This window comes from Metallosphaera sp. D4-4 (genome assembly GCF_046245145.1).
Classification (GTDB): Archaea; Thermoproteota; Thermoprotei_A; order Sulfolobales; family Sulfolobaceae; genus Metallosphaera; species Metallosphaera sedula.
The window spans coordinates 1,375,227-1,387,611 of record NZ_CP176412.1 but is presented as its reverse complement, the minus strand read 5'-3'; the positions used below and the strand labels follow the sequence as shown (position 1 = coordinate 1,387,611).

The following is a 12,385-nucleotide window of genomic DNA, read 5'->3' as shown; positions in this document are numbered from 1 at the left end:
AAACTACTAGCTAGGTTATCTCATAGGGGACTGTAAAGTTCCCAGAGTAGAGGTCTATCCACATTCCGTTCTCAGCATGTCCAGGTATGGGACACGCAATCCAGTAATATCCAGGGGGAAGATCCTTTAGAAGTCCGGAAACTGACGTTCCTCCAGATATTCCGTTTCCATTATTGTAACCTATCTCAAAGATGACCTTTCCATCCTGAGAAAGGACTAGTTGATTGGGAATAGGAGTGTTGTTCTGAACCACCGCGAGGGCATGGCCCGTGGGTTCCGGATTGTAGAAGGTGAAGAGGATACTCCAGTTAACGGGAATATATATCTTCATTTCGCCGTTTGTGGTTCCATTATAGTTTAGGAAATTGGAAGCAGTGGGTGAAGCGTATAAATAAATGAACACCGTATGGTTTTGCGCGTCATAGTTTAGCTTCACTGCTCCTGGAGGTAAAACTTGTTTGGTCTCATTAGTTGTATTGTTGGTGATCTGCTTTGTACTGGTGTTGTTGACCATGTTAGTGGTGTTCTGCATCTTTGTAGTGTTGGTGACGGATGTATTACTAACCTTAACTGACATGTTACTTGGGGTCAGGGGTTGAGTCGTATGTCTTGAGATCACAAATAGCGAAATTCCTATTAATATAATAATTATAATAATTAGTCCAATTTGCCAGGCTTTCATAGGTTGTGAGATATACGTAACTCTTTAAGCTTTTGCCCAAATCCGTTTAGTCCTCTCCAGAGCCTGCAACTAAGGTGATAGGTCCTAAAACGTCATACGATCCACGTTAACTACTTGGAGACTTGATCCTGAATTGGGACATGAAATTAATATGATAGTTTCCTAGAGTTTATAGATGACAAAAGTCAAGGCCTTCCTTCTGATATTGATGTCCTTTGCCATTTTCCTGTCCATTTCAAAGTTTCATCTTCCGCTCTCTTTATCTCTTCTCTCCGCACTGGCGTTCTGGACTGGGATAGGAGCTCTTCTTTTCCCAAGGCTTAAGTGGGGAGGTGGAAAGTTCTACTGGATAACATTCCTGGCGTATTTCATCTATCACTCACTGGTTTATGCCTTAGTTCTTGGCATAATTGAACCTGGAGGAATAACTGCCCTAAGGTTAGTGAGTCAGATTCACCTTGGTTACGGCTTCGAGGTCCCTCCTCCACTTAAATACTTCCCTTATTGGATATCCCAGTCCCCAGCCTTCTGGATCATAGTAGGGGGGTACGAGGCCGACGTAGTTCCCTACACTATTTTCATGGGCTTACTCCTGGGCAATCTCATGGGATTGAACGTTTCCTACATCACCAGGCTCGGCCTCCTGAGGAGAAGGATGGGGATAACTAGGTCCCTTCTGGTTTTACCCTCGGTGGGTGTAGTGTCTGGGGCATCGTGTTGCCTTGCACTTCCCACAATAATTCTGTACACCTTTGCACTCTCAATCCCTTCCATTGCCTCTCCTATTCTTTTAGTCTTATCATCGCCTACCTACTTCATTTTCGTATATTACGGACTACCAGTCCTATCAGCTCTGGCCCTTTACGTGAATCTTCGCCTCGTTTCGAGGATGGTGCTCACATGTGAGAGGCAAAGGAAGTTAAATCCAGATAGTCCTTCGTGATTCAGTTAAGGATGTGGGATTCCCTTCATTAAGTAGTCAACTTTGACCGGGGAGTTAAAGATCCCTTGAGCGAAGGGTCCTTTCACGTTGATTCTAACCCTCATAAGTTAAAAGCAAACAGCTAATTATACCATATGACAAGAAAACTCCTCATGCACGTAGGCCCTGTGACCATAGACTACGACGTGTTGGTTGCGGGTCTTAGGGGTGACACAGGATTCACCTCGCAGGAATTTATCGATGCCATGTCCTTTTCCCTGAAGTATCTAAGGAGACTCATGGGAGCTGATGAGACCTACCAACCCTTCATAATACCAGGGGGAGGCACCTCTGCCATGGAGAGTGTGGCCTCTGTCCTGAGACGCGGAGACAAGGTCTTGGTAGTATCCAACGGCGTGTTTGGAGATAGATGGAAGGCAATCTTCAACCGCTATGCTGTGGCGGTAGACATTATCAAGGCTAACCCTGGTGAATACGTGAAGCCCGAGGAAGTTGAGGAAAAGGTTAGTGAGGAGAAGTACACTCTCGTGGCGATGACCCATGTTGAGACTAGCACCGGTGTTAGGGAACCCATACCAGAGGTTACAAAGAGGATCAGGGATAAGGTTGACCTCATCGCGGTTGACGGTGTAAGTAGCGTTGGGGCAGAGACCGTGAAGGCTAAGGATTATCAGGTAGATATCTATCTCACCGCGAGCCAGAAGGCCATTGGGGTTCCACCAGGTGCGGGTCTCCTGGTCCTCTCCGAAAGGGCAGTATCTAGGCTATCTGACGAGTCAGTTGCTGGATACTACCTTAACCTCAAGAACTGGATTGACGTTATGAGAAACCTTGAGGAAGGGAAAGGTTCATATTTCGCAACTCTTCCCGTTCACCTCATCTTTATGTTAAGCAAGGCCTTTGAACTCATGGAGAAGGAGGGGCTAGAAAACAGGATTAAGAGGCACGAGAAGGTGGCCAAGGGCATTAGGGCTGGGATTGAAAGCATGGGTCTAGACATAGTGGCCAAGAGACCTGAGGCCTACAGCAACACCGTCACTGGGGTCCTTCTAAAGAAGGCCAACGCTGGAGACGTCTTGAGGGAGGTCATCTCTGAGGGGTTGGAACTTGCACCTGGGGTTCATCCCGCCCTCGCAGGAAAATACTTCAGGATTGGCCACATGGGCTGGGTTAATCCCAATGACGTAATTACGACCATAGCAGTGCTGGAAAGGGTTCTGAAGAGGTTAGGTGAACCCGTCAACGTCGGTGAGGGAGTAAGGGCGGTTCAACTCACGTATTCATAACTTTTTCGTGGAGCGTTTAATCAGTATTCCTATCTCCTTTCCCAGCCTAACTAAAAATAGAGTGGAGCCAAGCTCCACAAGATAGTCCACAACAGCAAGGACGACACAGATCGAGGGATTTATCTGCCCCGTCACTTCTCTAAACGTGAATAAACTGATGGGGTAGTCAAAACCCCAAAATAGGAGTGACAGTAGAATGTAAGTAATCTTCATCAATATAATTTCGAGACTCGAAGTTAAAAACAAAATTATTTCAGTAAACTCTCCGTCTTAGGCTGAAACTTTCTTGAGGTACTCCATTATACCGCCGGACTTTAGGATATCCAGTGCCATTCCCGTAATTCCCTTACCCTTCAGGACTCTGCCGTTCACAGTAATCTCCCCTGTCTCGACGTTAATCTTAACGACATCACCTTCATTTATTTCCTTGGTTGCGTTGGGTAAGGTTATCAGGGGAAGCCCGTTGTTTATGCAGTTCCTGTAGAATATCCTTGCGAAACTTTCAGCTATCACGGCTTTCACTCCTGCGGCCTTTAGTGCGATTGCAGCCTGTTCCCTAGATGAGCCCATACCAAATACCTTCCCTGCAACGATTACAACACCCTTAGAGGCCTTCTTGTAGAACTCTGGGTCCAAGGGTTCCATGGCATGCTGAGCTAGGTAAGCGGGATCCGTGTACTTCAAGTGCCTGGCTGGGATTATGATGTCAGTATCTATCTTGTCACCGTACTTTAGGACAGGGCCTTCCACGATCATTGCACATCCCTCGGATCAGTTATGTACCCTGTAGCTGCTGAGGCAGCTGCAACTGAAGGCCCGGACAGGTAGACCTTAGCCTCGTTGCTCCCCATCCTACCCCTGAAGTTCCTGGAGCTCGTAGAAACTATAACCTCCCCTGGACCAGCAACCCCGAAGTGACCACCTAGACATGGCCCGCAGGTACCATAGGTGACCACACATCCAGCATTAACTAGATCCTCGATGTAACCCATTTCCATGGCCTGCTTAAACATCGTGTAGGAAGAGGGAATGGCTATACACCTAGTCTTAACCTTCTTTCCCTTGAGGATCTCCGATGCAATCCTGAAGTCTGATAGCCTACCGTTGGTACAGGAACCAATGTAGACCTGGTCCACTGGGACCTTGGATTCCTCCCTTGCGGTCTTAACGTTGTCTACGCTGTAGGGCGCAGCCACAAGCGGTTCCAGTTTGTCTAGCTCAATGGTGTACTCATCTAGATACTTTGCCCCAGGATCTGGGGTCACGAGCTCAACTTCCTTTCCCCTCATGGTCTTTATGTAATCCTTGGTTTCAACGTCAGGGATAAACATAAGGGCATCAGCGTTCATCTCTATCCCCATGTTGGAGACAGTCGCCCTATAGTCCATGGGGAAAGCCTTGGGGTTCTGGACGTGAACCTCTATGGACATTCCGTTAAAGTAATCAGCCTTGAACTTACCCAGCAACTCTAGGGCTACATCCTTTCCATTTATCCACTTACCTGGGTTTCCCTTGAGGGTAACTTTGAAGGGTTGAGGAACCACTAGCCAAGTTTTACCCGTGATCACGGCGGCAGCAACGTCGCTTGCTCCCATTCCCTGGGCAAATGCCCCCACGGCACCAGAGGTTGTCGTGTGACTGTCGGCAGCCACAATCACCTGACCAGGTAGGGCGTATTGTTCTATGAGAAGCTCGTGAAGAATACCCACGTTAATATCGTGAAAGTTAGGTAGTCTCATCTCCTTCACGAACTTCCTTATGTTCCCTTGGATCTCTGCGCTTCTGACGTCAGGTGGCGGTGCCAAGTGGTCGAAGGCTACAACTATTTTTGTCTTATCGAAGATCTTCATCATGTTAGCCTTCTCCATTACCTCAATTACGTGATATCCCGTTAGGTCGTGGAAGGCCACTATGTCAGTCTTTGCCTCTATGACGTCACCGGGCGAAACAGTTTTTCCTGACGCCCTTGAAAGTATTTTTTCAGTTAATGTACCTGTCATATCAAGGCAATGTATTATACGCTAAAAATTAAGCTTTCCATTAAACATAGTTCGTTTTTCGTCCTAACTTCGTTTCGGATAGACGAGATAGCCCTTCCCCTTCTCGTAGGAGATGAAGGTGTATCCGCAGTTGGGACAGGACTTTGTAATCACGTTGCCTTCCTTGATGAGCTTCTCCTCGACCACTTGCTTGCACGATGGGCAAGTTCTTCTGGCCATGAAGTTGGTTTAGGTTAGAAACTCTTTAAAGGGGCGAGGCTGAGGACCTTGATTCTTCTAGGTAATATCATATAAGAAGGTAGTTTATATATAATAATTATAATAATATATATAAGTAATACAATGACAAATAAGAGGCCCGAAAGTTCCTGGCCATAAGGTCAGAATGGACAACCTTCTAAACGTTTTCACCTCTAGTCAGTGTGTGTCCAACAATATTGCTAAATTAGACAAAATAATATTTAAGGGTCAGGACGGGTCTATCACGTGAGCAGACGTGAAGAGGAGCGTACCTCTTCCCGTCCTGACCCAGGTAATGATCTACCTTCTCCAACTTAATAACCTTAAGCCCCGGTTCTGGTCCCTTCAGGAGTTGGCGGAAGCGTTAGCTAGTTATTTCCTTGGACTATCCCTCAGGAGGTTCAGGGTCCCGAGGAGCACGGTTCACTATTATTGGAGAAGAGCGACGAGGACGACGCTCGACCTCCCCTTGACCGGGGAGTACGCGGTGGACGAGACGAAGGTACTTCTGGTGAAGGGGGTGATGTACTACCTGTGGGTCGTGAGGGACGTCAACACGGGAGTTATCCCGTTCTTCATGATCACGAAGGCCAGGTCGGGCCTCGACGTGATTATCCTCGTGAAGCGAGTGAGGCAGGTGGAGATAAGGACGAGAGGAGAGTTCCTGAGGGCCAAGTACATACACGACGGCCTCCCCGCGTACAACTTCCTCTCGATAGCGGGGGTCGACCACGAGCACGTCACCTTCGGGATTAGGAACAGGGTTGAGCAGGTGTTTAGAACCGCGAAGCATAGGCTCTCGACCATGGACTTCCACTTCCCGTGGAACGCGAGCAAGAGAAGCCTTGAATCCTGGTTCTCGGCCTTCTTCACGGTCTACAATCTATTGGAAATTTGGAGGGAGAAATAAATTGTTGGACACACACTCTAGTCATTTTGTTAGTCTTACAAGGCTACAAGGGCTAATGAGGATGGAGATTACTTGATGGTCTATCTGGACTCATTATGGTCAACTTTCACGGCGTGGTGTGCAGCGAGTTCCTTAGAGCGGGAAATTCTTCCACCGGAGGGAATGTTCCGTCCGTGAGGGTAGAGTAATTCAGCGATATGCGGATTGACGTTGTTCAGCCTTCAGTTGCAGGGCCACGAGTCAGCAGTTTCGTAAACAAAATGCGATCAATCACTTTGCTGTTAATTTTCAGATTGCTTCCACTCTAGAAGCTAAATTGGTCACAATCGAAAAGTATATTTTGGGAAATCCATATTATACAAGTTTAGGATGGTTATCCATGGATGATGTAAACAAAAGAATAATTCTGTACCTGATGAGAGACTACAGGTACTCGCAAAGGAAGATCGCGAAGGAGTTAAACATATCCCCTCCTGCGGTTAACTATAGGGTCGAGAGGATGACCAAGGACTTGATCATAAAGAGGGTTGCGCTTTACGTTAATCCTAACTTTTACGGGAAATATCACGGTTATGTGGCCTTCCCGAACACGAGGGATTGGGACGGAGAGTACGTCTTTAAGGTGAAATGCATCGAGCACGTCAACGTTTACGAGATTGAGGCCGAGAGCAAGGAAGGGCTGAAGACCAAGATAAGTGAGATGTCCTCCAAGCTTGGGGAACCCACCATGGTCTACATCCCAGAACAGACTCCCTACAATCCTTCCACCTTTGACCTTAGGCTTCTTTCCGTGCTTAAGGAAAACCCCACGATGACTCCCGTGGAGCTAAGTGAGAGGCTAAAGGTCTCCTCCAAGACCGTGAGAAGGCACCTTAGGTATCTCTACAAGAAGGAGTTCATTAGGCTAGTTCCCATCGTCGATCTTGACAAGTCTGGGGTTATCATGTATGCGGTCTTCACAAGTAAGGTTGAGATTGCAAAGAAGTTCTTCCAATCCACTTTATTCAGGGAGGTATCTGACAAGGATGCTGGAGTCTTCGTGAACATAGGTAATTCAATTCAAGAAGTTTGGGATAAGGTAAGCAAATTCAGGGAGTTTGATCCCAAAGCGGACCTCATGATAGCCCAGTCTTACGACGTGGCGTAAGGTAATATCGAGCCAATTCATAAAAAAGGTTTTACCACAAGTATTACTGTGTGAGTTACGCTTTCATCCGAGATAACAAGGTTTACTTGCTGTCCAACGGCGTGTTGACAGAGATTAACGAAAGGTTGAAGGTTAAGGACAGCGTTGTGGGATATGTCGTATCGGAGGAAGGAGGAAAGATAAAGTTCACGAAGGTTCCAGTTCACGATTGTTCCAGGCTTTCCTACTTTTCCGGCGTTTTGAGGGATTATCTAAAAGGTTCTGTGGCCGTATTTGAGTCCTCAGAATCTGCTTGCGTCCTGTTTAATCCACCTTCCCTCAAGACTGGGCTAACTTACGACCTCGTTGCCGGGAGGGTGTTTCTTAGGGGAGATAAGAGGTCAGTCATGGAGGCCATGGATCAGTATGACGTGGTTAAGTTTGCCCTCGAGAGGTACGGAGATGAGGAGGTCAAGAGGAGGGCAGTTATCTCTCTGGTTAGGCTGGACAAGTGCGACGAGGCTATTTCCCTGTATACCTCCCTGAAGGAGAAGGACCCCGAGGAATCGCTTGCGGTAGCTGAGTGCTACGAGAAGACGGGGAAGGAACTTGAGGCCCTTAAGATTTACTCATTCTTTTCGGAGGAAAAGTACAGGGAACTGGAGAGTAAGTTGATAGCTAAGGCTGACGCTCTCGTCGTAGAATTCGAGAAGCAGGGCAATCCCAAACTGTTGATGGAGGCTCTCAACGTTCTACCCACGTACGATATTCCGGCTGTGAAGCTTGGGCTTCACTACCTTAACAAGAACAAGGTGGAGGAGGCAGTGAACATGTTCGAGGAAGCCCTCAGAAGGAACAGAAACTTCCAGAACCTAGTCCTCTTGGGATCGGCACTCCTTAGAAAGGACCCCAAGAGGGCGCTCGAGGTCTTGGATGAGGCCCAGAAGATCAGGAGAACGGCCCCCCTTGCATACCTGAGGGGGAAGGCCTTTGAGGCCCTCAACTCTCCACCGCACGCAATGAGGGAGTACCTCTACGCCTGCAGGGAGGGCGTAGTCGAGGCCTGTTCCAAGGCCATACCCGCAACTAGGCAGGAGTTCGACCCAGACCAGTGGATCGGTTACGTCCTATATGGCTACGAGATAAGATCAGTCCTTGGGAGAGGGGGGATGGGTTACGTCTTGCTTGCTGAGAAGAACGGGAAGCAGTTCGCCATGAAGGTAATGAAGAAGGAGTACAGGATGGACGAGTTCCTGTACGAGGTCGCAAAGATGCAGGAGATCTCCAAGGGTTCTAGGAATATGGTGAGAATTCTTGCGAACTTCATAGACGAGAACTGGACCGACTACTACGGTTCTCCGCCTGCAATTGTCATGGAGTACATGACTGGGGGTGATCTTAGGAGGATACTCGCAGATGAGGAGTACTCTTCCCTGAGGCACTCCGTAAGATGGGGAGAGGTTGTTTCCCTGATCTACTCTCAGGTCGCAGAGGCCGTGATTCACCTCCACAAGCAGGGATATGTCCACGCTGACATAAAGCCCTCGAACATCCTATTTGACAGGGTACTGTCTAAGTATGGGGAGGAGGCTGAACAACAACTGTTGAGGGGAGACGTAATTCCTAGGTTATCTGATTTCGGTAGCTCCATCAGGGTAGGTTCCCCCGTTATTCACTACACACCCTATTACGCTCACCCGAAGCAGAGGTTTGGAGGGAAAGCCGAGACCAGCATGGACGTTTACTCCTTCGTTGTGTCGCTCTACGTTACCCTGACCAACAACTTCCCCTATCCCGAGTGGCTCGAGAGGGAACTTGAGGAGGCTATTATCTCTCCCGAGAAAAGGGCTGACGCTCTCAAGGACTTCTATTCTGTTGAGCCAAGGATGGACTACGTTCCTCAGGAGTTCAGGGAGATAATCCTGTCCGGACTTAGGGGAGACGTCACCATGGAGCAGATAAGGAGGGAGTTACTGTACGTGGCCAAGTACGACTACAACCTTCCCGTAGAGGTTAGCGTGTAGGTAGTGAGTTTGGGTTTGCCGTCGGGACTGTATACGCAAAAGTTAGATTCACGTTAAGTGAATCCAGTCGGGGGAGATGGTGACGGGTTTCATGTTTTCATATTGGGAGATTCAAGTTGATCTTTGTGCCTTTCCTCTCGGTCCAGTCTTGATAAACCTTTTCGGCAAGTCAAGTTTCAGCTACCAGTGAACCAATCCACACTAGCTTAACAAGGTTAACGTTGACACTCAATTAATTTAACAGGAAATCCTTTTAGGTAAAAACGCGAGATTATCCCATGATAATTAAAACGCTCATGAACCCAAATCCTCCGGTAATCTCAGTAAGCGATGGACTCAAGGAGGCCTTTAAGAAGGTTAACGATAGGGGGCTAGGCAGGGTCATAGTGGCAGACGAGGTTGTGAAGGGTATCCTTTCCACGAGGGACCTCCTCTCAATTCTCCTCAGCTTCTGTCCCTCAGCTTGCACGCAGGCTGACCTTTACAAGATGGGAGTTACCCCAGCCTCAGGCTACATGACCGTGAATCCTATGACCGTTGCAGAGGACCAGGATGCCCTTGAGGCAATCACAATCATGGTGACCAGGAACTTTGGGTCTCTCCCTGTGGTCAATGCCTCACGTAGGCCTGTGGGGATGGTCACCGAGAGGGACTTCCTCCTCATGTTTCAGGACCTTGATCCCATGTTTTCCGTGTCGGGTTTCGTCACCCCCAGGGTGAACACCGTGTTTCGAGACACTCTACTGGAACAGGCAGTTAGGATGATGCTGAGGAGGGGGTTCAGGAGACTTCCAGTGACTGACGAGGATGGAAAAGTAGTTGGCATGGTAACTGCAGCCGACGCGGTGAAGGCAGCAGCGAAGGCCGTCGAGAAACTTGAACCGGAGCTCTTCTTCGGGAGGAGGATAAGGGATATCATGAAAACTCCGGTGGTAACGGTAGAGGAGGACAGGTCAGTCAACGAGGCAGCTGCGCTCATGATCACGAAGGGGATCGGGGCCCTGCTTCTCCTGGACAAGGAGGGAAGGGCCAAGGGTATTGTGACCGAGAGGGACCTGCTTATCGCCCTTCACTACCAACTCCATCTTCCCTTCGTTAAGGGTAAGAGTCACGCATGAAGCTCGTAATCACGGAGAAGCCCAGCGTTGCGCTAGATATAGCGAGGGCCCTGGGTAAGCCAACGAGAAGGCAAGGTTATCTCGAGGTTGGGGAATACCTAGTTACGTGGACCTACGGTCATCTCCTTGAGATTGGCGAGATTGCGCCGAAGAGGTGGGAGTTAAAGGATCTTCCGATCTTTCCTGAAAAGTTTGAGTACGACGTGATCAAGGGTAAGGAGAGTCAGTTCAGGGTCGTGAGGAAACTGCTTGAGGGAGCTGACGCGGTGATAAACTGCGGTGACGCCGGGAGAGAGGGCGAACTCATAGTGAGGGAACTCCTCGAGTTCACGGGATATCACGGGAAAGTGTTGAGACTCTGGACCTCAGAGGCCCTCACACGAGACGTTGTGTTAAGGGAGTTCAGGAGGTTAAGGCCGAGCTCGGAGTTTGACAGCCTCTACTACAGCGCCCTAGCCAGGCAGAACGGCGACTGGATCGTGGGGATTAACCTGACTAGGCTGGTCACGTTGAAGGCAGGCAGTGGGGAGGTCTGGAGCGTCGGGAGGGTCCAAACTCCTACTCTCGCGATGATCGTGAAGAGGGACAGGGAGATAGAGGTGTTCAAGCCAGAGATCTACTACGTTGTCCTCGCGGGGTTTGAGGGCGAGTTAAAGGGCGTGATGGTGAGGAACGGGGAGGAGGCAAGGCTCTCAAGGGAGGAGGCAGAACAGGTCGTGAATACCTTGAAAAACGTGAAGAGCGGGGGAGTTGAGAAAGTAGACGTCGAGAGAAAGGAAGAGAGACCTCCGCTACTCCACTCACTCACTTCCCTACAGAGGGAGGCAAATACGCTTTATGGCCTGTCCGCAAAGAGGACCCTCGACGTGGCCCAATCCCTGTATGAGGAGTGGAAGCTCATAAGTTACCCGAGGACTGATGCGCGCTACCTTGGGGAGGGGAACAGGGATCTGGTGAAGGATATCTTAAGAAAGCTTGGAAAGATCGAGCTAATCCCGAGGGTGGATCGCGTGGGAAAGAGGGTATTTGACTCCTCGAAGCTCACTGACCACCACGCAATCATCCCCTTGGATAGGCCACCTGAGAACCTTCCGTCAATTCACAGGAAGGTGTACGACCTCGTGTACAGAAAGTTTGTTGGGGCCTTCATGGACGACTACGTGTATGAGTTGCAGAGGGTGTTCATAAGACTTGACGGTGAGCTCTTCATGGTTGAGGGAAAGAGGAACCTTCAACTGGGTTGGATGGAGTTATACCCACACGAGGATAATCCCCTGAAAATTCCGAGCGGGGAGGTGAGGAAGGAGTGGGTAAAGGCCGAGGAGAGGCAGACTAAACCACCTGCACGGTTCACCGAGGCCTCCCTTCTAAGGGAAATGGAGAAGCTTGGACTGGGAACGCCAGCGACAAGGGCCGGGATAATAGAGACACTCCTCGAGAGGGGTTACGTGGAGAGGAGGGGGAAATCCCTTTACTCCACGGACAAGGGGAGAGAACTCGTGGACAAGTTGGGGGATAGCAAGGTTGTTAGCCCCGACATGACGGCGGAGTGGGAGAGACAACTGGAGGAGATTTACGTGAAGAGACTGGGGGAGAAGGGGTACCAAGAATTCATGGAGGGGATAAGGAGGTTCACGAGGGAGGAGGTCGAGAGGCTCATGAAGAGGGAGTTCAAGGTGGAGAGGAGGGCAACCCCTGAAATGCTGAGGCTGGCTAGGGCCGTGTCCAGGGACCTCGGGGTTAAGCTTGAGGGAACTGGGATGGAGGAGGTAAAGAGGTTTCTGGATGAGAACCTTCCAAAGATGAGGATTACGTGTAAGTGCGGTGGGGAGGTAGCGGGCTTTTCAAGAGGGTGGAAATGCAGGAAGTGCGGGACAGTGGTGTGGAGGGAAATAGCTGGAAAGAGGATAACCTTCAGGCAGGCTAAGTCCTTATTTCAAGGAAAGGAGTTGAAGATGAAGGGGTTCAGATCTAGGACGGGGAAGAGGTTCAGTGCAACCGTGTACCTAGAGGACGGAAAGGTGAAGTTCAAGTTTGAGTGACGTGGTGTCCTAGG

12 protein-coding genes are annotated in these 12,385 nt (G+C 49.4%); 7 read left to right on the top strand and 5 right to left on the bottom strand.

Annotated elements, in window-relative coordinates:
• Positions 1 to 10: 10 nt before the first annotated feature.
• Entirely contained in the window at positions 11 to 682 is a 672-nt protein-coding gene (locus ACI49J_RS07480; RefSeq protein WP_240255699.1) for a sulfocyanin-like copper-binding protein, read from the bottom strand.
• A 175-nt stretch (positions 683 to 857) separates the two neighbouring features.
• Here ACI49J_RS07480 and ACI49J_RS07475 point away from each other — a divergent pair, with 175 nt between their 5' ends.
• Both ACI49J_RS07475 and ACI49J_RS07470 read left to right on the top strand, forming a co-directional pair.
• Positions 858 to 1,625, top strand: a complete 768-nt coding sequence (locus ACI49J_RS07475) for a hypothetical protein (protein ID WP_240255697.1) — start codon at positions 858 to 860, stop codon at positions 1,623 to 1,625.
• A 134-nt stretch (positions 1,626 to 1,759) separates the two neighbouring features.
• Entirely contained in the window at positions 1,760 to 2,911 is a 1,152-nt protein-coding gene (locus ACI49J_RS07470) for an alanine--glyoxylate aminotransferase family protein (RefSeq protein ID WP_240255695.1), read from the top strand.
• On the opposite strand, the gene ACI49J_RS07465 is transcribed toward ACI49J_RS07470, so the two are convergent.
• The 4 genes from ACI49J_RS07465 to ACI49J_RS07450 all read right to left on the bottom strand — a co-directional run bounded on the left by ACI49J_RS07465 (position 2,906) and on the right by ACI49J_RS07450 (position 5,130).
• A complete protein-coding gene (locus ACI49J_RS07465; protein ID WP_048060011.1) occupies positions 2,906 to 3,124 on the bottom strand; it encodes a hypothetical protein in 219 nt (72 codons plus the stop codon). The two genes, ACI49J_RS07470 and ACI49J_RS07465, sit on opposite strands and share 6 nt — an antisense overlap.
• Positions 3,125 to 3,181: 57 nt before the next feature.
• Positions 3,182 to 3,667 (bottom strand): 3-isopropylmalate dehydratase small subunit, encoded by a 486-nt coding sequence (locus ACI49J_RS07460; protein ID WP_012020791.1) that lies wholly within the window; start codon positions 3,665 to 3,667, stop codon positions 3,182 to 3,184.
• Positions 3,664 to 4,911 (bottom strand): 3-isopropylmalate dehydratase large subunit, encoded by a 1,248-nt coding sequence (locus tag ACI49J_RS07455; RefSeq protein WP_240255693.1) that lies wholly within the window; start codon positions 4,909 to 4,911, stop codon positions 3,664 to 3,666. Before ACI49J_RS07455 ends, ACI49J_RS07460 begins: the two co-directional genes overlap by 4 nt.
• Positions 4,912 to 4,974: 63 nt before the next feature.
• Entirely contained in the window at positions 4,975 to 5,130 is a 156-nt protein-coding gene (locus ACI49J_RS07450; protein WP_012020793.1) for a hypothetical protein, read from the bottom strand.
• Between the two features lie 277 nt (positions 5,131 to 5,407).
• Here ACI49J_RS07450 and ACI49J_RS07445 point away from each other — a divergent pair, with 277 nt between their 5' ends.
• From ACI49J_RS07445 to ACI49J_RS07425, 5 genes are all read left to right on the top strand, one after another.
• Entirely contained in the window at positions 5,408 to 6,061 is a 654-nt protein-coding gene (locus ACI49J_RS07445; protein WP_011182870.1) for an IS6-like element ISSte1 family transposase, read from the top strand.
• A gap of 379 nt (positions 6,062 to 6,440) precedes the next feature.
• Positions 6,441 to 7,208, top strand: coding sequence for a winged helix-turn-helix transcriptional regulator (locus tag ACI49J_RS07440; RefSeq protein WP_240255691.1), 768 nt, complete (start codon positions 6,441 to 6,443; stop codon positions 7,206 to 7,208).
• A 50-nt stretch (positions 7,209 to 7,258) separates the two neighbouring features.
• Complete coding sequence (locus ACI49J_RS07435; protein WP_240255689.1) at positions 7,259 to 9,211, top strand: protein kinase domain-containing protein; 1,953 nt, start codon at positions 7,259 to 7,261, stop codon at positions 9,209 to 9,211.
• Positions 9,212 to 9,489: 278 nt separating this feature from the next.
• Complete coding sequence (locus tag ACI49J_RS07430; protein WP_240255687.1) at positions 9,490 to 10,329, top strand: CBS domain-containing protein; 840 nt, start codon at positions 9,490 to 9,492, stop codon at positions 10,327 to 10,329.
• On the top strand, positions 10,326 to 12,371 hold the full coding sequence (locus ACI49J_RS07425; protein ID WP_240255685.1) for a type IA DNA topoisomerase: 2,046 nt from the start codon (positions 10,326 to 10,328) through the stop codon (positions 12,369 to 12,371). Before ACI49J_RS07430 ends, ACI49J_RS07425 begins: the two co-directional genes overlap by 4 nt.
• Positions 12,372 to 12,385: the final 14 nt, after the last annotated feature.

Bases quoted from the DNA above. Each gene is read 5' to 3' on its own strand.
- ACI49J_RS07450 (WP_012020793.1), bottom strand. From the start codon at position 5,130: ATGGCCAGAAGAACTTGCCCATCGTGCAAGCAAGTGGTCGAGGAGAAG.
- ACI49J_RS07460 (WP_012020791.1), bottom strand. From the start codon at position 3,667: ATGATCGTGGAAGGCCCTGTCCTAAAGTACGGTGACAAGATAGATACT.
- ACI49J_RS07440 (WP_240255691.1), top strand. From the start codon at position 6,441: ATGGATGATGTAAACAAAAGAATAATTCTGTACCTGATGAGAGACTAC.
- ACI49J_RS07425 (WP_240255685.1), top strand. From the start codon at position 10,326: ATGAAGCTCGTAATCACGGAGAAGCCCAGCGTTGCGCTAGATATAGCG.
- ACI49J_RS07465 (WP_048060011.1), bottom strand. From the start codon at position 3,124: ATGAAGATTACTTACATTCTACTGTCACTCCTATTTTGGGGTTTTGAC.
- ACI49J_RS07455 (WP_240255693.1), bottom strand. From the start codon at position 4,911: ATGACAGGTACATTAACTGAAAAAATACTTTCAAGGGCGTCAGGAAAA.
- ACI49J_RS07480 (WP_240255699.1), bottom strand. From the start codon at position 682: ATGAAAGCCTGGCAAATTGGACTAATTATTATAATTATTATATTAATA.
- ACI49J_RS07470 (WP_240255695.1), top strand. From the start codon at position 1,760: ATGACAAGAAAACTCCTCATGCACGTAGGCCCTGTGACCATAGACTAC.
- ACI49J_RS07475 (WP_240255697.1), top strand. From the start codon at position 858: ATGACAAAAGTCAAGGCCTTCCTTCTGATATTGATGTCCTTTGCCATT.
- ACI49J_RS07430 (WP_240255687.1), top strand. From the start codon at position 9,490: ATGATAATTAAAACGCTCATGAACCCAAATCCTCCGGTAATCTCAGTA.